Source organism: Kitasatospora sp. NPDC034035, from assembly GCF_055575755.1.
In genome coordinates, this window is sequence record NZ_JBVISA010000008.1 from 179,437 (window position 1) to 200,835 (window position 21,399).

General features: G+C 73.9%; 19 protein-coding genes. 9 read left to right on the top strand and 10 right to left on the bottom strand.

Features of this window, described 5'->3' with window-relative positions; genetic code table 11:
* Window positions 1–77: 77 nt before the first annotated feature.
* On the bottom strand, window positions 78–932 hold the full coding sequence (locus ACZ52J_RS14050) for a hypothetical protein (protein WP_465618561.1): 855 nt from the start codon (window positions 930–932) through the stop codon (window positions 78–80).
* A gap of 152 nt (window positions 933–1,084) precedes the next feature.
* Window positions 1,085–1,717, bottom strand: coding sequence for a nucleotidyltransferase family protein (locus ACZ52J_RS14055; RefSeq protein WP_465618563.1), 633 nt, complete (start codon window positions 1,715–1,717; stop codon window positions 1,085–1,087).
* Between the two features lie 129 nt (window positions 1,718–1,846).
* Between ACZ52J_RS14055 and moaA the strand changes: the two genes are divergently transcribed.
* Window positions 1,847–2,842, top strand: a complete 996-nt coding sequence (gene moaA / locus ACZ52J_RS14060; protein ID WP_465618565.1) for a GTP 3',8-cyclase MoaA — start codon at window positions 1,847–1,849, stop codon at window positions 2,840–2,842.
* Between the two features lie 164 nt (window positions 2,843–3,006).
* Window positions 3,007–4,584 carry an alpha/beta hydrolase gene (locus ACZ52J_RS14065; RefSeq protein WP_360499270.1) on the top strand — a complete coding sequence of 526 codons (1,578 nt, stop codon included), beginning with the start codon at window positions 3,007–3,009 and terminating at the stop codon, window positions 4,582–4,584.
* A 99-nt stretch (window positions 4,585–4,683) separates the two neighbouring features.
* Here ACZ52J_RS14065 and ACZ52J_RS14070 read toward each other — a convergent pair whose 3' ends face one another.
* Together ACZ52J_RS14070 and ACZ52J_RS14075 are read right to left on the bottom strand one after the other, a co-directional pair.
* Window positions 4,684–7,224, bottom strand: coding sequence for a glycosyltransferase family 39 protein (locus ACZ52J_RS14070; protein WP_465618567.1), 2,541 nt, complete (start codon window positions 7,222–7,224; stop codon window positions 4,684–4,686).
* Between the two features lie 83 nt (window positions 7,225–7,307).
* Complete coding sequence (locus ACZ52J_RS14075) at window positions 7,308–8,429, bottom strand: alpha/beta hydrolase (RefSeq protein ID WP_465618569.1); 1,122 nt, start codon at window positions 8,427–8,429, stop codon at window positions 7,308–7,310.
* Between the two features lie 170 nt (window positions 8,430–8,599).
* Here ACZ52J_RS14075 and ACZ52J_RS14080 point away from each other — a divergent pair, with 170 nt between their 5' ends.
* The 3 genes from ACZ52J_RS14080 to ACZ52J_RS14090 all read left to right on the top strand — a co-directional run bounded on the left by ACZ52J_RS14080 (window position 8,600) and on the right by ACZ52J_RS14090 (window position 12,055).
* Window positions 8,600–9,517 carry a hypothetical protein gene (locus ACZ52J_RS14080; RefSeq protein WP_465618571.1) on the top strand — a complete coding sequence of 306 codons (918 nt, stop codon included), beginning with the start codon at window positions 8,600–8,602 and terminating at the stop codon, window positions 9,515–9,517.
* Window positions 9,518–9,704: 187 nt separating this feature from the next.
* Complete coding sequence (locus tag ACZ52J_RS14085; RefSeq protein ID WP_465618573.1) at window positions 9,705–11,252, top strand: putative Ig domain-containing protein; 1,548 nt, start codon at window positions 9,705–9,707, stop codon at window positions 11,250–11,252.
* Window positions 11,253–11,389: 137 nt separating this feature from the next.
* Entirely contained in the window at window positions 11,390–12,055 is a 666-nt protein-coding gene (locus ACZ52J_RS14090) for an HAD family hydrolase (protein ID WP_360499280.1), read from the top strand.
* 13 nt (window positions 12,056–12,068) lie between these two features.
* Here ACZ52J_RS14090 and ACZ52J_RS14095 read toward each other — a convergent pair whose 3' ends face one another.
* Window positions 12,069–12,803 carry an SDR family NAD(P)-dependent oxidoreductase gene (locus ACZ52J_RS14095; protein WP_360499282.1) on the bottom strand — a complete coding sequence of 245 codons (735 nt, stop codon included), beginning with the start codon at window positions 12,801–12,803 and terminating at the stop codon, window positions 12,069–12,071.
* Window positions 12,804–12,906: 103 nt separating this feature from the next.
* On the opposite strand from ACZ52J_RS14095, the gene ACZ52J_RS14100 reads away from it, so the two are divergent.
* Complete coding sequence (locus ACZ52J_RS14100; RefSeq protein ID WP_465618576.1) at window positions 12,907–13,761, top strand: helix-turn-helix transcriptional regulator; 855 nt, start codon at window positions 12,907–12,909, stop codon at window positions 13,759–13,761.
* Here the strand turns inward: ACZ52J_RS14100 and ACZ52J_RS14105 are convergent.
* Window positions 13,737–14,585, bottom strand: a complete 849-nt coding sequence (locus ACZ52J_RS14105) for a LysR family transcriptional regulator (RefSeq protein WP_465618578.1) — start codon at window positions 14,583–14,585, stop codon at window positions 13,737–13,739. The genes ACZ52J_RS14100 and ACZ52J_RS14105 overlap by 25 nt on opposite strands.
* 123 nt (window positions 14,586–14,708) lie before the next feature.
* On the opposite strand from ACZ52J_RS14105, the gene ACZ52J_RS14110 reads away from it, so the two are divergent.
* Window positions 14,709–15,440, top strand: coding sequence for an SDR family oxidoreductase (locus ACZ52J_RS14110; RefSeq protein ID WP_360499408.1), 732 nt, complete (start codon window positions 14,709–14,711; stop codon window positions 15,438–15,440).
* Window positions 15,441–15,554: 114 nt separating this feature from the next.
* Window positions 15,555–16,547, top strand: coding sequence for an aminoglycoside phosphotransferase family protein (locus tag ACZ52J_RS14115; protein WP_465618580.1), 993 nt, complete (start codon window positions 15,555–15,557; stop codon window positions 16,545–16,547).
* Here the strand turns inward: ACZ52J_RS14115 and ACZ52J_RS14120 are convergent.
* Entirely contained in the window at window positions 16,514–17,320 is an 807-nt protein-coding gene (locus ACZ52J_RS14120) for a hypothetical protein (RefSeq protein ID WP_465618582.1), read from the bottom strand. The genes ACZ52J_RS14115 and ACZ52J_RS14120 overlap by 34 nt on opposite strands.
* Window positions 17,321–17,391: 71 nt before the next feature.
* On the opposite strand from ACZ52J_RS14120, the gene ACZ52J_RS14125 reads away from it, so the two are divergent.
* Window positions 17,392–17,700, top strand: coding sequence for a cupin domain-containing protein (locus ACZ52J_RS14125; protein ID WP_360499292.1), 309 nt, complete (start codon window positions 17,392–17,394; stop codon window positions 17,698–17,700).
* A gap of 92 nt (window positions 17,701–17,792) precedes the next feature.
* On the opposite strand, the gene ACZ52J_RS14130 is transcribed toward ACZ52J_RS14125, so the two are convergent.
* The 3 genes from ACZ52J_RS14130 to ACZ52J_RS14140 form a co-directional block, all read right to left on the bottom strand.
* Entirely contained in the window at window positions 17,793–18,545 is a 753-nt protein-coding gene (locus ACZ52J_RS14130) for an alpha/beta hydrolase family protein (protein WP_465618585.1), read from the bottom strand.
* A gap of 214 nt (window positions 18,546–18,759) precedes the next feature.
* Complete coding sequence (locus tag ACZ52J_RS14135; protein ID WP_465618587.1) at window positions 18,760–19,455, bottom strand: aspartate/glutamate racemase family protein; 696 nt, start codon at window positions 19,453–19,455, stop codon at window positions 18,760–18,762.
* Between the two features lie 54 nt (window positions 19,456–19,509).
* Window positions 19,510–21,372 carry a CocE/NonD family hydrolase gene (locus ACZ52J_RS14140; protein WP_465618589.1) on the bottom strand — a complete coding sequence of 621 codons (1,863 nt, stop codon included), beginning with the start codon at window positions 21,370–21,372 and terminating at the stop codon, window positions 19,510–19,512.
* Window positions 21,373–21,399 lie beyond the last annotated feature (27 nt).

Below are 21,399 nucleotides of genomic sequence, written 5' to 3' on the forward strand. Positions count from 1 at the left end.
AGCGAAGGTTGTTGATTTTGAGGAAGAAATGATCTAGGGGTGCGCAGGCGGAACGATCCGGCGGGGCATCCGGTCGGTCAGGAGGTCCAGCCGGTCTCCATCAGGGCCTCGGCGGCGCCGTTCGCGGGCTGCGGCACACCTGCCAGATCCAGGCTGAACAGGGCGACCAGCAGCTGCTCGCCGCGCACGGTGGCCTGGTGCGAATAGCCCGCGAGAGTGAACATCGCGGCGGCCATCTCCTCGGCGTGCAGGGTCTGCAGCCACAGGCACTCGACCGCCTTCACGTCGGCCGGTTCGGTCCAGGTGTCGACCTGGGCGACCATCCGGCCGCCCAGCAGGGTGACCCCGTCGCGCTCCTGCGCCTCGGTCAGCTCCAGGTCGTCGAAGCCGAGCCACTCCAGGTAGCGGGCGGCGGTGATCACCGCGTCCTGCGAGGTACGCACCGGGTTCGGGCGGAAGGGCGTGCGGTGGCGGAACGGGCGGGAGCGGCCGGTGGAGGCGCCGGGCGGCGCGGGCGGGGCGGGCACCGGCGCGCCCAGCGGGTGGGCCGGGTGGGGGCGGGAGGCCTGCGGGCCGGGGGCGGCGAGCGGGGCGGCCGTACCGCTGCCCAGCCGGGTGGCACGGTCCACCGGCAGCCGGACGGTGGCGCCGCAGTTGCAGGTGAACTCGGGCTGCGGCCACTGGTCGGAGCGGCCGCAGTGCGGGCAGCGCATGCTCAGCCAGGAGTCCTCCCAGGAACGGAAGCGCACCTGCACCGGCACCCCGCCGCGCAGCAGCGGCACCTTGAGCGAGGCACCGCAGGGGCAGGGCAGCGAGGGCGGCTCGTACAGGTGCTCGCGGCGGCAGGCGGGGCAACGGATCGCCCGGGCGCCACCGCCCGCCCCCGGCCGCGTGGGGTCGTGTCCGGTGAAGTCGTCGGGCAGTCCGGCCATCGCGGGCTCCGTCCGTCGGTGTCGGGTGGGTGGGACGATTCCCATGCTCCCCGAAATGTCCGGCGCTGGGCGCGGAATGGGGCAATCCTCAGGGACGGATCAGGGGTCGCCGACCGTCAGGGGCGAGGCGGCCTCCGTCCCGAGGAGGACGGTCACCCGGCGGACCAGCGGGCCAGGTCGGCGGGGGTGTCCAGGTCGTCCGGGACGGCGACGTCGGCGCACTCGACGAGGACGACCTCCGCCGCGTGCGCCGCCAGGAGGGCGCGGGCGCCGGCGTCGCCGGAGGCGCCCGCGGCCGCCTCGGCGAAGTGCCGGGCGCCGATCAGCACCGGGTGGCCGCGCCGCCCGTCGTAGGCCGCCGCGGCCAGCTCGGCGCCCGCCCGGTGCGCGGCCAGCAGCCGGGCCACGGCGGCCGGGGTGACGCCCGGGGTGTCCACCAGCATGACGAGCACCGCCGAGGCCTCGGGCGCCACGGCGGCCAGGCCGGCCCGCAGCGAGGAGCCCATGCCGCCCGCCCAGTCCGGGTTGGCCACCAGGCGGCAGCCCGGCAGGTGGGCGGTGGCCCTGACCCGCTCGCCCGCCGCGCCCAGCACCACCGTGACGTCCGCGCAGCCGCCGGCCCGGACCACCGCCACCGCGTGCTCCACCAGCGGTCGGCCCGCGTACCGGATCAGCGCCTTGGGGCGTCCGCCGAGGCGCCGCCCGCCCCCGGCGGCGAGCACGAGGGCGGCGACCGGGGCGGGGCCGACCGGGTGCGGGCAAGCGGGCGTCGGCGCAGTCTGCATGGGCCCAGCCTGCCGCCCCCGGACGGGGTCGCGCATTGTGTGAATCCACAAGGCGAAGCCGCAGGTGGCGGCCGCTCCCCGGCGGTTCGGCCGCTGGTCCTGCGGGCTCCCGCCGCCTGTACTGGGTCGATGAACACCGCACCGCGCCCGCTGGTGGACCGTTTCGGTCGGGTCCACACCGATCTGCGGGTCTCGTTGACCGACCGCTGCAACCTGCGCTGCACCTACTGCATGCCGGCGGAGGGCCTCGACTGGCTCGCCCGGGCCGAGGTGCTCGGCGACGACGAGGTGGTGCGGCTGGTGCGGATCGCCGTCGAGCGGCTGGGGATCGCGTCGGTACGGCTGACGGGCGGCGAGCCGCTGCTGCGGCGGGGACTGCCCGGGCTGGTCGGCCGGATCGCCGAGCTGGGCGCCGACGTGTCGCTGACGACCAACGGGATCGGCCTGGCACGGACGGCGGTCGCCCTGCGCGAGGCCGGTCTGGGGCGGGTGAACGTCAGCCTGGACACGCTGCGGCCCGAGCGCTTCGCCGCGATCACCCGGCGGGACCGGCTGGCCGACGTGCTGGCGGGGTTGGCCGCGGCGAAGGCGGCGGGGCTGGGCCCGGTGAAGGTCAACGCGGTGCCGGTGCGCGGGGTGAACGAGGACGAGATCGTCGCCCTGGCCGAATTCGCCGTCGAGCACGGCTACCTGATGCGGTTCATCGAGTCCATGCCGCTGGACGCGCAAGGGGCGTGGGACCGGGCCGCGATGGTGACGGCGGAGGAGATCCTGGCCGCGCTGGGGGAGCGGTTCGACCTGGTGCCGGTGGGGCGGCACGGCAGCGCGCCGGCGGAGGAGTGGCGGATCGCGGGGACGGACGCGGTGGTCGGGGTGATCGCCTCGGTGACCAGGCCGTTCTGCGGCGGCTGCGACCGGGTCCGGCTGACGGCCGACGGGCAGTTGCGCAACTGCCTGTTCGCGACGGAGGAGTCCGACCTGCGCGCCCTGCTGCGCGGCGGGGCGGACGACGCGGCGATCGAGGCGGCCTGGCGGGCCTCGGTGACGGGCAAGGGGCCCGGACACGCCATCGGGAGCGCGGACTTCGTCCGGCCGGACCGTCCGATGTCCGCGATCGGCGGCTGACACCCCCGGGGGGCGGGTTCGCCGTTCGGGGCTCGCGGTGGGCGGTGTGGGGCTCGCGGTGTGGGGCTCGCGCTGCGCGGTGCGACCCGGATCCGGGGTGGGTGCGGTGCGACCCGGATTCGAGGCGGGTGCGGGTCGGATGGTATTCGTGGGCAGTGGCCCCGATGATCTCCCGCTTCCCTCGTCCCGCCCGGTTCCCCCGGCGCGCCCTGTCCGCCCTCGCCGTCGCCGCCGTGCTCGCCCTCGTGGGCGGCTGCACCGGCGCCGGCGGCGCGGGCAGTACCGGCAGCCGGCCGCCCCTCGACCAACTGGTCGCCGCCACCGCCACCCCGGCCCTGCGCGCGCTCTACAGCCAGCGGATCGACTGGCGGACCTGCCCCGACGAGGACGACGGCGACCAGGACGCGCCGACCATCCAGTGCGCCACCCTCACCGTCCCGCTGGACTACACCGACCCCGGCGGCCGCACCATCGGCGTCGCCCTCGTCCGGTTGCCCGCCGCCGACCGGGACCGGCGGATCGGCGCCCTCTTCGTCAACCCCGGAGGTCCCGGCAACTCCGGTATCAGCATGGTCCGTTGGGACTGGAAGACCTACCAGGGGCTGCACGGCCGCTTCGACCTGGTCGGCTTCGACCCGCGCGGCGCCGGAGCCACCACCCCCGTCCACTGCCTGGACGACCACACCCGCGACGAGTGGAACGCCACCGACGACCCGGCCTACGACCACGGCCGGATCCTCGCCGACGCCTGCCGGACGAACCACCCCGACCTGCTGTCGCACGTCGCCACCCGCGACACCGCCCGCGACCTCGACGTCCTGCGCGGCGCCCTCGGCGAAGCCAAGCTGGACTTCCTCGGCCTCTCCTACGGCACCCACCTCGGCGCGCTCTACGCCGAGGAGTTCCCCGACCGCACCGGCCGCCTCGTCCTCGACGGCGCCGTCGAGCACGGCACCGACCCGATGCAGCTCGACGTCGAACAGGCCGTCGCCGGCGAGGCCGCGTTCCGGGCCTTCGCCACCTCCTGCGCCACCGACGACGGAAAGGACTGCCCGTTCGGCGCCGACCCGGCCGCCGCCCCGCGCCGCCTCGCAGCCTTCCTCGACGGCCTGCACAAGCACCCGCTGCACGCCACCGACGGCCGCACCCTCACCGCCGCCCTCGGCTGGACCGCCACCCTCAACGTGCTCTACGACGGCCACCGCTCCTGGTACCGGCTGCAGGACGCCCTCACCCCGGCCGTCACCCGGGGCGACGCGGACGCCCTGCTCGCACTCGCCGACGGCGCCAACGGACGCGGCGAGGACGGGCACTACGCGACCGTCGCGGACGCCTACGCGGCCATCTCCTGCGCCGACCTCCCGCCGCCCACCCAGGCGGAGCTGAGCGCGGCCCTCGCCGACCTCGCCGGCCAGGCCCCGCTGACCAGCCGGCACAACCCCCTGGTCACCCTGCTCGCCCCCGACTGCCGCCCCTGGCCGTACCGCTCGACCGAACACCCGCACTCGATCCTGGCGCCCGGCAGCGCCCCGATCCTGGTCGTCGGCTCCACCGAGGACCCGGTCACCCCGTACCCGTGGGCGCAGCGGCTGGCGGCCGGTCTGGAGCACGGCGTGCTGCTCACCCGCGAGGGCGACGGGCACACCGCGTACGACAAGAGCTCCTGCGTCCGGACGGCCATCGCCGCGTTCCTGGAGGACGGCCGGATGCCGGCGGCGGGGACGCACTGCCCGTCCGACTGAGCGGCTCCGGCGCGCCCGGGGACGGGAAAGGCCGCGACAAGGGGGCGTGCCGCGCGAACGCGGCACGCCCCCTCGGGGATCGGAGACCGGGGACCGGAGTCAGGAGGTCGGGGCCGTCAGGTCGTAGAAGGTGGCCGAACCGACCGTCTTGACGGTGAAGTGGGCGGCCACCCAGGACTCGATCCGGGCGTTCTCCGACTCCTGCTGCTCACCGCCGGCCGCACTGCCGGCCCTACTGCCGCCCGCACTGCCGCCCGCGCCGCCGAAGCCGCCGCGGGAACCGCCGGCGATGAACCAGTGGACCTTGCCCTCCTGGACGTACTTCTGGAAGCCCGCCAGGCTCAGCGAGGGATCCGTGCCGTTGAAGCCGCCGAGGGCCATCACCGGCTCACCGGTGGCGAGTTGGTAGCTCGCGGCGTTCTGCGAGCCGACGGTCGCGGCCGCCCAGGTGTAGTGGTCGGCGTGCTCCTTGAGCAGGGCGGCGGCCTCGTCGCTCACCTTGGTGCCGCCGAGCAGGCCGCCCATGCCGCCACCGCCCATGCCGCCGGGGAAGCCACCGCCCATGCCGCCGGGGGCCGTGCCCTCGGGGCCGGCCGCGCCGGGAGCGCCGGGGAAGGTGCCATTGCCGCCGGCGGTGCCGTTGCCACCGTTGCCGCCGGCGGTACCGCGCTCGTGGCCTCCGTTCGCGTGGTCGGAGCCGGAACCGTTGCCGCTACCGGAGCCCGAACCGCCGCCCATGCCGCCGGGGAACCCGCCGGGGAAGCCCCCGCCGTTCTGCCCGCGCGGAGCCTGGCCGCCGGGGAAGCCCTGCTGTCCGCCCTGTCCGCCCTGTCCGCCCTGTCCGCCCTGTCCGCCTTGCCCACCCTGGCCGAACCAGCGGCCGTTGCCGCCGCCGCCCGGGAAGCCCTTGCCGCCGCCCTTGCGTCCGCCACCGCCGCCCGGCCCGAACGCGCCCTGCACGCCCGGTCCGGCGGTCACGATCGAGCCGGTGTGCGCCGTGTTGACGGTGTCCACCGCGTACGCCGCCGGACCGCCGAGCGCCGCCGCCAGGCCCACCAGGCCCGCCACCGAGGCGATCCGCGCGCCGACCCGGCCGGAGGCCCGCCCGGCGAGCTGCCCGCCGACCAGGGCGACCGCCGCCGCCAGCCCGCCGACCAGCACCGCCCAGCGCAGCCACGGCAGGAAGCCCGGGCTGCGGCCGAGCAGCACGAACGCCCAGACCGCCGTCACCGCGAGCGTCCCGGCCAGCACCAGCGCCCACGGCAGCCGGTGCCGCGCCCGCCACAGCCCGTCCACGCCCATGCCGACCAGGGCCGCGACGGCCGGGGCCAGCGCCACCGTGTAGTACTGGTGGAAGATCCCGGACATGAAGCTGAAGATCAGCGCGGTGGAGAGCAGCCAGCCGCCCCAGACCAGGAACGCGGCGCGGGCGCTGTCGGCGCGGGCGTAGCGGCGGGTCGCCCAGAGGCCGACCAGCAGCAGGATCAGCGCGGCCGGCATCAGCCAGGCGATCTGCCCACCGATGTCGGTGCCGAACAGCCGGGTCAGGCCGGTCGAGCCCCAGCCGCGGCCGCCGCCGCGCATCGCGCCGCCCGGCAGGTCGAGCCCGACCGGGAGCCGTCCGCCGCCGCCCACGCTGCCGCGCTCGTTGCCGTCCACCCGGCCGAGGCCGTTGTAGCCGAAGGTCAGCGACAGGAAGCTGTTGTCCTGCGAGCCGCCGACGTACGGGCGGGCCGACGCGGGCAGCAGCTCGACGATCGCGACCCACCAGCCGCCCGAGACCAGCAGCGCCACGCCCGCGAGCAGCATCTGCCGCACCCGCCGCCAGAAGCCGGTGGGCGCCACGACCAGGTAGATCACCGCGAAGGCGGGCAGGACCAGGAACGCCGCGAGGGTCTTGGTGAGGAAGGCGAAGCCGAACATCGCCCCGGTGAACAGCAGCCACCGGGTGCCCGCGGCCTCGATCGCCCGCACCATCCCGTACGCGGCCAGGGTCAGCAGCAGCACCAGCAGCGCGTCCGGGTTGTTGAAGCGGAACATCAGCGCCGCCACCGGGGTGAGTGCCATCGCGGCGCCCGCCAGCAGGCCGCCGAGCGGGGAGAAGCGGCGGCGCACCGTGGCGTACAGGACGCCGACGGTGGCCGCGCCCATCAGCGCCTGCGGGGCCAGCACCGACCAGGAGGAGAGGCCGAAGACCCGCGCCGAGAGCACCATCGGCCACAGCGAGGCCGGCGGCTTGTCGACAGTGATGAAGTTCCCGGCGTCGGAGGAGCCGAAGAAGAAGGCCTTCCAGCTCTGGGTGCCGGCCTGGACGGCGGCCGAGTAGAAGGCGTTGGCCCAGCCGGAGGCGCTCAGTCCCCACAGGTAGAGGACGGCCGTCGCGGCCAGCAGCGCCAGCAGGGCCGGGCGCACCCAGCGCGGGTCGTCCGCGCGCCCGCGCCAGGCGCGGGCCGGGAGGGTGCGCAGCCGGCCGGACCAGGAGGCGGGGCCCTTGGGGCCGGCGGGCGGCAGGGACTGCTCGGGGAAGAGCGGTGCCGGGTCCGGTCGGTCGGGGCCCGGCTGCGACACCTCCGGCGGCGGGTGGTTCGCAGCCTCGGGCCACGGGTCGCCGGCCGGAGGGGAGTAGCTGCTCGTGGTCATGCGCCATACGCTGCGTGGCGCGGCTGAGAGAACCGTGAGACGGGGCTGTGAGGCGGGTGTGATCTGCCGGGTTGCCGGCTCGGCTACGCGGCGGCGGGCATGGTGATGTGCTTGCCCAGCCACTCCAGGGCCGGGGGGATCTCCCGGGTCCAGGTGTGGAAGTTGTGGCCGGCGGTGTCCAGGGTGATGGTGGACATCTTGGTGGGGGCCTTGAAGGCGGCGACCATGGCCTTGGTCTCGTCGAAGTTGTTCTCGTCGTTGGCAGTGGTCAGCAGCAGCGAGACCGGCGCGGCCGGCTGGTTCTTCAGCCGCCACAGCAGGTCGTTCTCCTGCTTCAGCTGGGCGCTGCCGCCGAACAGGTCGCCGGTGGTCTCGTCGTGGGCGGCGCTGTAGTAGCCGGAGAGGGCGACCGCCGCGGGGTAGGAGTCGGGCTTGCGCAGCGCGAACTTGAGCGCGCAGTAGCCGCCGGTGGAGTTGCCGATCACGGCCCGGTTGGCCGGGTCGGTGCCGATCCGGTAGGTGGTGGCGAGGGCCTTGGGCAGGTCGCTGGTGAAGAAGGTCTCCACCTGCGGGCCGTTCGGCACGTCCACGCACTCGGTGTCCCGGTTGCCGACGAGCGTGGGCCGGGCCATCACCAGGATGGTCGGCGGCAGCTTCTTCTCCTCGATCGCGGCGAGGGTCGACGCCGGGTACTGCATCAGCGAGATCAGCTTCTCCGGGATGCCCGGGTAGCCGGTGAGCACCAGGGCCATCGGGAACCGCTGCTTGGTGTAGTCCGGCTGGAAGTACTGCGGCGGCAGGTAGACGTACGCCTCGGTGCTCAGACCGCTGCCCGCCCCTTTGACGGCGATCTGCTGGATCATCCCCGACCGCTCCGGGTCCGAGCCCTGGGAGGAGTAGAACTTCTGCTCGCCGGTGACGGCCACCCCGGAGGCGTTCGGCGTGTGGTCGACCACCGTGCCGAGCTTGCCGCTGGTGCCGAGCAGGTCGGTCCAGGAGCTGTAGAAGCCGAAGTAGCCGTTCGCGATCAGGCCCATCGCGACCAGCACCGAGACCTGGGTGGCCAGGAAGGCGCCGATCCGGCCCAGCCAGGACTTCCAGCCCTTCCCGCCGAACCGCGGCCAGAGCCACATGGTGGCGGCGAAGACGACGATCGCGATGACCGAGGTGATGATCTGGAGGGGGAGTCCGGTGAGGCTGAGCACGTGCCCGATCGTAGTTGACCCTGACGGGCGGGCCGGGGCGGGCCCTTCCGATGATCGTTCGAAACGGGTTGACCGGGGTCGTTCGTACTCGGCAGCATGTCGTCCCGGATGCGCGTGGGGAGCGCGCACTGGATGACATCAGGGGTGGGTTCGTGAGGTCTTCGGGGTCCGTGTTCAGGTCCGGCCTGGCCGTCGGCGGAGTGCTGCTGCTCGTGGCGTGTTCGGGCGGCGGGGGCGGAGGGACTGCCGCGCCGAGTGCGTCGGCGACGCCGAGCGCTTCGGCGACGCCGTACGGTACGACGCTCGACCAGGTCCTCGGACCGATCAACACCGGGCTGGCGAAGGTGGCGGCGGCCAAGACCACGAACGAGGTCGGTACGGCGCTCGCGGCCGTCGAGTCCAGCGCCGACCGCGCCTCCCGCAACCTGAACGCCGCCGGCACGCCCGCCGGAGCCGAGACCACGCGCACCGAACTGGTGAACGGACTGAACGCGCTCTCCTCCGAGGCGTTGACGATCCGCGTCGACCTCAACGACAAGAAGTTCTGCACTGTCGATGTCGTTCAGGCCCAGCTCGGTGCCGGCCAGGGGCTGGTGGCGGTCCCGGCCGCCCTGGCCAAGCTGGCAACGGCCGGCTACCAGGCCACCTTCACCGTCCCGGACCTGCCCAAGCCGCAGCCGCAGCCGCGGACCCTGGAGAACGGCACCATGGTCCGAGAAGGTGAGCAGAACGGCCTGGGCACGCTGAAGGTCGTCAACAACGAAGCGGAGGACGTGGTCTTCTCCATCGCGCGGGACGGGCAGTCCGTCGCCTCGGTGTACTCGGCCAAGGGGCAGCAGGTCACCGTCGAGGGCATCACGGACGGCACGTACGACTTCTACTACACCAGCGGTTCGGACTGGGACTCCGGGGCGAAGGTGTTCACCCGGAGCTGCCGGTACGTCAAGTTCTCGACGCCGAAGGACTTCAAGGTCGAGAAGACCTCCTCCGGGAGGACCGCGACCACCTGGACGATCACCCTCAACCCGGCGCGGCCCGGAAACGGGAAGACCGAGTGGTCGGATGTGAACTCCGTCCCGCAGCCGTAGCAGGCAGCAGCCGTAGCACGTAACGGGCATACCGGGACGGGTGGTTACTGCGGGGTGGCACAACAGGCCATGACGAGTGGCGAGTTCGGGCAGAACGGTTGACCCCCTTGAAGTGGCCATGGCACTTTCGTGCGGCGTGGGCGTCGGCGACCAGTCGTACACCCCGCGATCCCCCACAAGGAGAGCCATGTTCAAGAGACTTGTCGCGGTGGCCGGCACGAGCGCCGTCGTCGCGGGCGGGCTGGCCTTCGCGGCCGCCCCCGCGCACGCCACCCAGGCGGCCGACCTGACGTCCACCATCGCCCTGAGCAACTGCTCCGCCTCGCTGGTCCGTTACCCCACCTCGGTGGCCGGCGACCGGGCGCTGATGCTCACCAACGGGCACTGCCTGCCGACCATGCCCTCGGCCGGCCAGGTCATCCAGAACGCCAGCGCCAGCCGCAGCGGCACCCTGCTCGACGGCGCCGGCAACAGCCTGGGCACCGTCCAGGCCGACAAGGTGCTCTACGCGACGATGACCGGCACCGACGTCGCGCTCTACCAACTCACCGACACCTACGGCTCGATCACCTCCAAGTACGGGGCCACCGCGCTCACCGTCAGCGACACGCACCCGGTCGACGGCGCCGCGATGTACATACCCTCCTCGTACTGGAAGCAGGTCTGGAACTGCTCCGTCAACGGGTTCGTGCCCACCCTCCGCGAGGACGAGTGGACCTGGCACGACTCGCTGCGCTACAGCTCCGGCTGCAACACCACACACGGCACCTCCGGCTCGCCGATCATCGACTCCGCCAGTGGGCGGATCGTCGGCATCAACAACACCGGCAACGACGACGGTGCGATGTGCACCCTCAACAACCCGTGCGAGGTGGCCGCCGACGGCACCACCAAGGCCGTCAAGGGCCAGAGCTACGGCGAGGAGACCTACTGGTTCACCACCTGCCTGAACTCCACCCGGGCCATCGACCTCAACGTCGCCGGCTGCCTGCTCACCAAGCCCGCCGGCAGCGGCGCCGTCTCGGTGACCAGCCCCGGTGACCAGTCGACCGCCGTCGGCGGCTCGGTGAACCTGCAGATCAACGCGTCCGGCGGCACCGCTCCGCTGTCGTACTCGGCCACCGGCCTGCCCGCGGGCCTGGCCATCAACGCCTCGACCGGCGCGATCACCGGCACCACGACCACCGGCGGCGCCTACCCGGTGACCGTCACGGTGAAGGACTCGGCCGGCAAGACCGCCACCGCGAGCTTCACCTGGAACGTCATCGGCAGCGAAGGCTCGTGCATCCCGGCGCAGCTGCTCGGCAACCCGGGCTTCGAGACCGGTTCGGCGGCGCCGTGGACGGCGAGCTCCGGCGTGGTCGACAACAGCTCCAGCCAGGCCGCGCACGGCGGTTCCTGGAAGGCGTGGATGGACGGCTACGGCTCCTCCCACACCGACACGGTGTCGCAGACCGTGAGCATTCCGACGGGTTGCAAGGCGACGCTGAGCTTCTGGCTGCACGTCGACACCGCGGAGTCGGGCACCACCGCGTACGACAAGCTGACCGTGTCGGTGAACGGCACCGCGCTGAAGACGTACTCCAACGTCGACGCCGCGGCGGGCTACCAGCAGCGCACCTTCGACCTGTCGTCCTACGCGGGCCAGAGCGTCACCCTGAAGTTCAACGCGGTCGAGGACTCCTCGCTGCAGACGAGCTTCGTGATCGACGACACCTCCGTCCAGACCGCCTGACGCGGCACCCCGGCCGCGCAGCCCGGCCCCCGGTCCGCCGGGGCCGGGCTGCGCGGTCTTCCGCCGCAACTCCAGGACCGGGAAAGCCCCTTGGGTCGGGCCCCGTTCGTGGACGGCCGCCGCCGTATGCTGTCCGGGTGATCAAGCCGATTGAGCTGGTGATATTCGACTGTGACGGCGTGCTGGTGGACAGCGAGGTGATCGCCGTGCGGGTGCTGGTGCGGCTGGGGGAGGAACTGGGCTGGCCGCTGACCGAGGCCGAGGCGATCGAGCGGTTCGTCGGGCGGTCGGAGGCGGTCAACAACGCGCTGGTGGCCGAGCGGCTCGGGGCGGAGACGGCGGCGGTGTGGGGCAAGCGGTTCCACGAGCTGCACGCCGAGGCCGTGGACGCCGGGCTGACCCCGGTGGACGGCCTGCCGGAGGCGCTCGACGCGATCGGCCTGCCCGCGTGTGTGGCCTCCAGCGGTGCGCACGAGAAGATGCGGCACACCCTGGGCCGGACCGGACTCTACGAGCGCTTCGCCGGGCGGATCTTCAGCGCCACCGAGGTCGAGCACGGCAAGCCCGCGCCCGACCTGTTCCTGCACGCCGCGCGGAGCATGGGCGTCGACCCGGCGGCCTGCGTCGTGGTCGAGGACAGCGCGCCCGGCGTCACGGCCGCCCGCGCCGCCGGGATGCGATCGCTCGGCTACGCGGGCGGCGTCACGGCGGCGGAGCGGCTGGCCGGGCCGGGCACGGTCGTCTTCCACGACATGCGCGAGCTGCCGGGGCTGATCGCGGCCGGCGCGGTTCAGCCGGCCTAGTCACCAGGGGTGGTCACCAGGAGTGGTGGCCGCCCTCGGCGTGGAAGAACCGGCCGGTCGGCCCGGCGGCCGCCTCGCCGAGCTGCCGGGCGATCCGCCGGCCGCCCTCCTCGACGGTGGCGAGGCCGCTGTGCTCGTTGAGGTCGGTCGCGCAGTAGCCCGGCTCCAGCGAGCTGACCTTGACGGCGGAATCGCGCAGCGCCCGGGCGTAGACCAGGGTGACGGCGTTCAGCGCCGCCTTGGAGGAGTTGTAGGCGAGCAGGGTCGCGTGCTCCCAGACCGGGGAGTCCGGGTCGGCCAGGAAGGCGAAGCTGGCGAGGCCGCTGGAGACGTTGCCGATCAGCCCGGCCGGTGACTTCCGCAGCAGCGGCAGCATGGCGTTGGTGACGGCGATGACGCCGAAGACGTTGGTCTCGTAGGTCTCGCGCACGGCCTCGACCGGCAGCTCCTCCGGCGTGCGCCGCCAGTCCCGGGCGATGCCCGCGTTGTTGACCAGGGTGTCCAGTCGGCCGTACTCGGCGGCGATCAGCTCGGCCGCGGCGGCGACGGTCGTCGGGTCGGTCACGTCCAGGCGGACGAAGCGGGCGTCCAGGCCCTCGGCGGCGAGCCCGGCGGCGGCCGCTTCACCGCGCTCCGGGTCGCGGGCGCCGATCAGCACGGTGTGCCCGGCGCGGGCGAGTTCCCCGGCGGTGGCCAGGCCGATGCCCTTGTTGGCGCCGGTGATCAGGACGATGCGGTTGGTGTTCATGGCCCCACCCTGGCCCGGTGGCGCCGGGGCCGGGAGAGCACTGTCGAGGGTGGTATCGGCGGTCCCATGGTGGCCGGGCACGTGGTCGGGCCAGACTGGGGCCGTGGAAAACGTGGACCGGGCGGAGCTGGCCGCCTTCCTGCGGGGTTGGCGCGCCCGCATCCAGCCCGCCGACGTCGGCCTGCCGGCCGGCGGACGGCGCCGCACCCCGGGCCTGCGCCGCCAGGAGGTCGCGCAGCTCGCGGGGATGTCGGTGGAGTACTACATCCGGCTGGAACAGGGCCGGGGGCCGCGGCCGTCCCGCCAGATGATCGGGGCGATCAGCCGGGCCCTGCGGCTGTCCGAGGACGAGACCGCCCACCTGCACCACCTGGTCGGCGAGCCGCCGCTGCCCCCGAGCACGCTGTCCCGGGACGTCCGGCCGGGCATCCTGCACCTGCTCGACCGGCTGGACGACACCCCGGCCATGGTCTGCAGCGCCGCCCGCGACATCCTCGCCTGGAACCCCATGGCGGCCGCCCTGCTCGGTGACTTCTCCGCCCCGCCGCCCGGCGAGCGCAACCTGATCTGGCGCTTCTTCACCGACCCGGACACCCGCGCCCGCCACGACGCCTCAGGCCAGGCCGAGTTCGGCCGCCGCGCGGTCGCCGACCTGCGGTCCGCCGCCGCCCGCTACCCCGCCGACAGCGCCCTGCGCGCCCTGGTCGAGCGGCTGCTCGCGGCCGACGCCGAGTTCCGGGAGCTGTGGGCGCGGCAGGACGTGGAGGTCCGCCGCTCGACCCGCAAGCGGATCCTCCACCCGGTGGTCGGCCCGCTCGACCTCGACTGCGAGGCGCTGCACGACCCGCACCGGGACCAGTGGACGATCTTCTACACCGCGGCCCCCGGGACGCCGTCGCACACGGCGCTGCGACTGCTGAAGGTGGTGGGCAGTCAGGACCTGGCCGTGTGGGAGTGAGCGGGTGCGTCCGCGGCGGGCCGGCGCAGGGTGGCGGTGGCGATGGCCAGGAAGTCCGGTACGGGGCCGGTGCCACCGCCCTCCGGGACCGCCAGGCAGGTCTCGACGGGCAGCGAGTCGGTGACCGGCAGGTAGACCAGGTCGGGACGGGAGTACGAGCCCGTGACGCTGAGCGGGACCAGTGCGATGCCCTGCCCGGAGGCGATCAGCTCGAACTTCTCGTCCAGGGAGGACGTCCGACGCTTCCTGGCGTCGAGGATCGGCTCACCGTCGAGGTCGGCCGAGGTGAGGGCACGGCGGCCGGCCAGCGGATGCGTCACCGGCAGGCAGGCCACCTTGGCCTCCTGGCCGATCGGGACGGTGCGCAGCCCCGTGTCGTCGAACGGCCGCCGCAGGTAGCCGACGTGCGCGCGGCCGTCGCGCAGCGGGGCGTCCTGCTCCCACCAGCGCAGCGGGAGGACGTCGACCCCGATGTCCGGGTGGCGCGCGGTGAACGCCCGGATCGCCTCCGACACGTGCAGGCCGGGCGAGAAGGCGACGACCAGCCGCTGTTCGCCGCGCGCGGCCTCCTGGACGCGCCGCAGGGCGGTGTCCACCGTGGCGGTGATCCGCTGCGCCTCCTCGCGCAACTGCCGTCCGGCAGCGGTCAGTTCGACACTGCGGGTGGTCCGGGTGAACAGCAGAAAGCCCAACTCCCGCTCGAACGCCCGGATCTGCCGGCTGAGGACCGGCTGCGCGATGAACAGCTCCTGGGCCGCCCGGCCGAACTGTCGGTGCTCGGCCACCGCGAGGAAGTAGCGGAGCTTGCGCAGGTCCAGATCCATGCCCGCACGGTATCAATGCGTGCGGAAGGGTATTGGACGCCCGGCCCCGGCCGCTCGGAGACTCGACCCATGACCGACACCCACTCCACGGCCGACACCCGTTCCACAGCCGACACGCACTCCATGGCCGACACCCGCCTCGCGGCGGACACCCACGTCGCCGCCGAACCGCGCAGGACAGCCCTCGTCATCGGCGCCTCCCGCACCCTGGGTCTCGGGATCGCCGCCGAGTACCTCCGCCGCGGCTGGGACGTCATCGGCACCGTGCGCGGCAGCCGCCGCACCGGCCTGCACGACCTGGCGGACTCCGCCGACGGGCGGCTGACCGTCGAGCAGTTGGAGATGACCGACCCGGAGCAGATCGCGGCCCTGCGCGACCGGCTGGCCCGGCGCACCCTCGACCTGCTCTTCGTCAACGCCGCCGTCGCCCGCGGCGACCTGCCGATCGGCGAGGTGCCGACGGAGATGTTCACCGAGGTGATGGCCACCAACGCGCTCGGCCCGATGCGCGTCGTGGAGACCCTCGGCCCGCTGGTCGCGCCGACCGGGACCATCGGGGTGATGTCCTCCGACCAGGGGAGCATCGCCCTGAACACCGAGGGCGGGCAGGACCTGTACCGGGCGAGCAAGTCCGCGCTGAACCAGCTGATGCGCTGCTACGCCGTCCGTCAGGCCGGGAGCGCGCGCAGCCTGCTGCTGATGGACCCGGGCTGGGTGCGGACCGAACTCGGCGGCATGGAAGCGGAGTTGAGCGTGGAGGAGAGCGTTCCCGGCGTGGTGGGGACGATCGAGCGCCACCGTGGCGAGCCGGGGCTCCGGTTCCTGGACCACGAGGGCAAGGACGTGGCCTGGTAGCCGGTGCCCTGGAAACCGGTGGCCTGGCGGTTGGCAGCCGGTGGCCGGTGGCCTGGTGGCCGCGCGGGCTAATTCGGTTGCCCGGGCCGATGGTTGCTGGCAGGGTCGGGCGCCATGCCTTCCTCCCGCACGATGCACGCCGGCGAACTCGCCATCGACGACGCCCTGGTCCGCCGGATGGTCGCCGCGCAGTTCCCGTACTGGGCGGCCCTGCCGGTCGAGGCGGTCGCCGCGGCCGGGACCAGCAACGCGATGTACCGGCTGGGTGCGGACCTGGTGGTGCGCATCCCGCGGATCCCGGGGGCCGTCGAGGACATCGAGAAGGAGTGCGTCTGGCTGCGGCGCCTGGCCCCGGAGCTTCCGGTCGCGGTGCCCGTACCGTTGGCCCGGAGCGGGCCGGTGGACGGCTGCCCGTGGCCCTGGTCGGTCCGCCGCTGGCTCGACGGTGCGAACCCGGTGGTCGGGCAGGTGGCCGAACCGGCCCTGCTGGCCGCCGACTTGGCGGCCTTCGTGACCGCCATGCGCCGGGTGGACCCGGCCGGCGGCCCCGCTTCCTACCGCAGCGAGTCCCTGCCGGAGCGGGACGGCGCGGTCCGGACGGCGATCGCGGCCTTGGCGGACGTCATCGACACCGGGGCTGCGACCGGCGCCTGGGAGGACGCACTCCGGGCCCCCGGGCATCCCGGCCCGCCGGTCTGGATCCACGCCGACCTGCAGCCCGGCAACCTGCTGCTGGACGGGCGCGGTCGGCTGAGCGCCGTCATCGACTTCGGCTGCGCGGGCCTCGGCGACCCGGCCGTGGACCTGATCGCCGCCTGGTACGTGCTCCCCGTGGCGGCCCGTGCCGCCTTCCGGGCGGGCGTGGCCGCCGACGACGCGACCTGGGCGCGCGGCCGGGGCTGGGCGCTGTCCGTCGCGCTGATGGAGCTGGCCTACTACCGCGAGACCAGCCCGCGGATGACGGGCATCGCCCGGTACGTGATCGGCGAGGTGCTGGCCGATCACGCCTCGGGAACCGATCGTGCCTCGGGTACCGATCGTGCCTCGGGTACCGGTCGTGCCTCGGGTACCGCTCACGCCTCCCCGGCCGGCAGCCGCCACTCGTAGGGGAACAGTTCCTCCGCCCAGCCGGGGGAGTCGGCGGTCGCAGCGTCGGGGGTGCGCAGGAGGCAGCGGTGGCGCAGGAGTTCGCGCCGTTCGGCGGGGGTGAGCAGGCGCTCGTCGGGCCCGAGGTCCTTGTAGTGGCCGAGGTCGGGGCGGCCGTCGACCGAGCCGTCCTCGGTGACGTTGAGGTGGTCGCCCTCGGGGGTGCGGTAGTCGAGGCGGAGGTCCGTGCGCCACTGGGAGTTGCCGCCCCAGCCGTGGGACAGGTCGTGCGTGGGCCGGTCGGCCCGGCGGAAGGTCCAGTAGAGCGGGGAGCGGTCCGCCACCCCGCGCTCGGCGTGCGCCGCACCGGCCCGGATCCGTACCCCGGCGCGGTTGAACAGCAGCTCGCCCAGCATCAGCCCCGGGTGGCGGACCGCCAGGACTTCGATCGGCGCCTGCGGGTCCTCGGCCTGCTCGACCTCGACGATCTCGTGCAGGAACGGGTCGAAGGGCGCGGCGTCCTCGAACGGCGTCATGCCGAGCGCGGTGAACAGGCCGAGGTACGAGGGCAGTTGCGGGTCGAGCAGCAGGACATCGGCGACCCGGCCGAGGGCGTAGAGCTCCCACAGCAGCCCCTGGCCGTCCTCGTCGCCCCACCAGGGGTGGTGGGTCGAGGCGGTCCGGAGCCGCTCGGCGTAGCCGCCGGCCCCTTCCCGGGCGAGCCAGGGGCCGATGACGTCCTCGGGCGGGCCGTCGGTGTCGAGCAGGGCCTCGTACAGTGCGCGAGCGTTCACCCCGGCGATCCTGGCAGATTTTACGAAACGGTCAACCAACGTCCGGGCCGCCCCGGGTAGCGTCCGGGGCCATGAGCGTGGTCGATGTGAACGAGCGGGCGGCGCGGCTGCCCGAGGCCTGGCACTCCCAGGTGCTGGGGCGGGTCGGGGCTGCGGCGGTGAAGGTGCTGCGGATGGACGGGCGGGAGCTGGCGCCGGAGGTGCACGGGACGGCCGAGGTGCTGTTCGTCGCCGAGGGGTGCCTCGAACTGCTCCTGGACGGCGAGGAGTCGACCGTACGGGCCGGCGAGCTGTGCGTCGTGCCGGCGGGCGCGCGGCACGCCGTCCGGGCGGGCAGCCGGGGGACCCTGCTGATCGTGGAGGTGGCGGTGGAGGGGTGATCGCCGCCCCGGGGCCGGCCTTCCGGGCTTCCCGGCTTCCGGGGGGCCTGCGGGGCCGGGCGCCCGGCCGGGGTGGCCGGGCGCCGGTGGGGTCACGTCCGGCTGGTGAGGTGGCGGGCGAGGAAGCGGGCGCCGCTGTCGGCCTCGAAGCGGGGGAGTTCCTTGTGCTTGCCCGCGTTCACGTGCAGGGACTTCTCCTTGGAGGCGAAGGCGTCGAACAGCGCGAGACCGTCCTCGCGGGAGATGTGCTCGTCGTCCCACTGCAGGGCGAACTCGATCGGGATGGTGATCCGCTTCGCCTGCTCGGCCAGGACCTCGGGCCAGTGCTGGCCGAAGACGGCGGCGGTGATCCGGGGCTCGCCCGCCACGAAGGGGATGCCGATCGCGGTGCCCATGTTGATGCCCCAGTAGCCGACCGGCCCGTCGGTGCCGATCTCGGGGAGCTGCTGGAGGGCGTCCAGGGTCGCGTGGTACTCGGGCACGGCGAGCTTTGCCAGGTGGTCGTTGTAGCGGACGACGATGGGGCCTTCGGGCTCGCCGGCCGCCCGCACCCGGAACATCTCGGCGATTTCCGCCTCGTCGTGTGCCGTGCGCGGTCGGTCGCCGTGGCCGGGTGCGTCGATGACGGCGACGTGGAAGCCGTAACCGTGGACGAGGAGCCGGGCGCGGCCCGACATCGCGGGGTGCTTCTTGTGGTTGCCGCCGCCGTGTCCCATCAGGACCAGCGGGGCGCGGTCGGTGCCGGTGGCCGGGGACCAGAGCACGCCGGGGACGTCGCCCACGGTGAAGTCGCGCTCGCGGATGCCGTTCGCGGTGGAATCGGCGGTGAACTGGAAAGCAGACATGGTTGGTGCCTTTCGGAAGGGCCTTGAGGAAGGAAGGCGCTCCCGGCGACGGCTACGTCAGTCGCCGACCGTGACGAAGAGGGGGAGCACCCACGGGGATACAGCCTTCACGGGTCTCACCTCCTCTGACGGTGTCTCGGTCAGGGAAGATCTTGTACCTCGAACGCCGCCCCGTGCAAGCCCCTTTCCTGCCCGCTCTCCTGCCCGTTTCCCGTCACCGGTCGCCGAGGGCGGCGGCCACGGCAGCCTCCGCATGCAGACGAGCGGTGGGGAACACCGGGACCGGGCTGTCCTCCGGCCGGACCAGGAGTTCGATCTCGGTGCAGCCGAGCACGATCCCCTCCGCGCCCGCCGCCACCAGCTCTTCGATCACCCGCCGGTAGGCGGCCCGTGATTCGTCGCGGACCACGCCGACGCACAGTTCCTCGTAGATCACCCGGTGGACCAGGGCGCGGGAGTCGGCTTCGGGAACGAGGACGTCCAGGCCGTGCGAGGCCAACCGCCCCCGGTAGAAGTCCTGTTCCATGGTGAAGGCCGTCCCCAGCAGCCCGATCCGCTGTGCGCCGGCCGCCCGTACGGCCAGCGCGGTGGCGTCGGCCAGGTGCAGAAGGGGGACGGCGACCGCGGCCGCGACCTGGTCGGCGACCTTGTGCATGGTGTTGGTGCAGATCAGCAGCAACTCCGCGCCCGCCGCCTCCAGGGACCGCGCCGCGGCTGCCAGGACCTCGCCGGCCTCGTCCCAGCGCCCAGCCGCCTGCAGCTGCTCGATGGCGGCGAAGTCGACCGAGTAGAGCACGAGTTGCGCGGAGTGCAGCCCGCCGAGCCGGTCGCGGGTGAGTTCGTTCAGCAGGCGGTAGTACTCGGCGGTGGATTCCCAGCTCATGCCGCCGATGAGGCCGATGGTCTTCATGGCGTCATTTATAAGGGAATCCGCGAAAGGAAGACAACTCCATAAGGCTATCTTTTAGGTTCTCTCCCTGGGTACCCGGTGCTGCCACTCGCGGCTGAACACCACCGACCCGGCCTCCAGCGCCCGCAGCTGCACGATGCTGAGGAAGTGCCCGGCGTCGCAGCGCAGTTGGGCGCGGGTCTGGACGGTGACGTCCCAGCCGATGTCGGGGCGCTCCAGCCGTACGGTGTGGTCGGTGCGGGCCTGGGCGCTGAGCGGGGTGTCGGTGAGGACGCGGTAGGCGGTGACGGTGTGCTCGTCGCGGACCAGGCCGTCGGGGTGGGTGCGGGTGCCGTCGGTGGCGGGGGAGAGTTCGGTGCGCCACTCGTGGCGGCCGATGTCGTGGATGGTGAGGTGCTCGGGCCGGGCGGTGAGCGGCTCGGTGAGGTGGATGTCGAGCGGATCGGGCAGTGCCGGGGTCTCGAAGGTGATGGGCGTGGCGCCGACGTCGGCGGCGAGGTGGCGGACGGGCAGGCTCAGGGTGGACCGGGACGGGTCGAGGGCGTATCCGGCGGCCTCCGCCGGGGGCCACACCCACGGCCAGTAGACGGAGGAGAAGGCGAGCCGAAGCCGGTGCCCGGCCGGGACCGTCCGGCCGCAGGCGGCCAGCTCCACTTCGGCGTCCGGCCCGGCGTCGGGCGGGGCGATCAGGACGCCCCGGGTGACCAGCTCCGAGGTGCCGTCCGGGCCGACCGCGCAGAGCCGGACCGCCACCAGCGGCGCGGGCCCGCCCTCGCGCAGCCGCAGCCGTACCGTCGGGGCGCCGAGCAGCTCGACCGGCTCGGGCAGCGGCTGGGAGTCGAAGCAGACCGAGCGGCCGTCCTCCTCGCGCTGGTCGGGCGGCTGGTCGGCGGGGCGGCCGCGCGGGAGGTAGGCGCCGGCGTTGAGGCCGGTGTGCTGCGGGGAGCGGACGTGGACGTAGCGGTCGTCGGAGGCGGTGCCGGCGGTGCGCAGCGGCCCGTCCAGGCCGTAGTGGATCTCGCGGACGTCGGGGGAGGGCCAGGCGTCGTCGCCGGCCCAGCGGGTGCTGATCCAGCTGCGCAGGGCGGGTTCCTTGGTGGCACCGGTGTCGACGCCGCGCAGCCAGTGGTCCCACCAGCGCAGGGTCTCGGGCAGGGCGTCCTCGGGCAGGCCGTGCGGCCAGGGGCCGATCAGGGCGCGCGCGGTGGGGGACTCGGCGAGCAGGCGCAGCACGAAGGAGCAGGACGGGTCGCCCCAGCCGGCGATCGCGAAGGTGGGGACGGAGATCGGCACGGTGCTCTCCCCGGCGGCGAGCCAGGTGTCGACGGGCGGCTCCAGGGTCTCCAGCCGGGTCAGCCAGCGGCCGCGCCAGGCGTCGCCGACGTGGCGCGGGTCCGGGGGCAGGGCGGCGTCGGCGACCAGGGCGGTGAGCCGGGTGTGCAGGTCGGCGGCGAGCACGGCGCCGCCGAGCCGGTGGCCGCCCTCGGGGCAGACGGTGACCACGGCGCCGACGGTCTCCGGCACCCGGGCGGCCAGGCGCAGCGCGGTGGTGCCCGCGGCGCCGACGCCGAGCAGGCCGACCCGGCCACTGGCGTGGGGGCGGCGGGCGAGCCAGTCGACCACGGTGGCGCCGTCGACCAGCTCCTGTTCGCCGCCGGGCTCGCCGGGGGTGCCGGCGGAGTTGCCGTGCCCGCGGGTGTCGACCCGCAGGACGGCGTAGCCGTGGCCGGCGTACCAGGGGTGGCGGCGGGCGTCCTCGGCTGCGGTCCGGTCGGTGAGGCGGCCGCCGGAGTACTCCAGCAGCGCCGGGACGGGCTCGTCGTCGACCGGCCGCCACAGCCGGCCGGCCAGCAGCGTGCCGTCGGGCAGCGGGATGCGGACGTCCTCGCGGGTGGTGTGGAAGGGGTACGACGGCATGGCCGCTCCCATCGGGTCCCGGGCCGG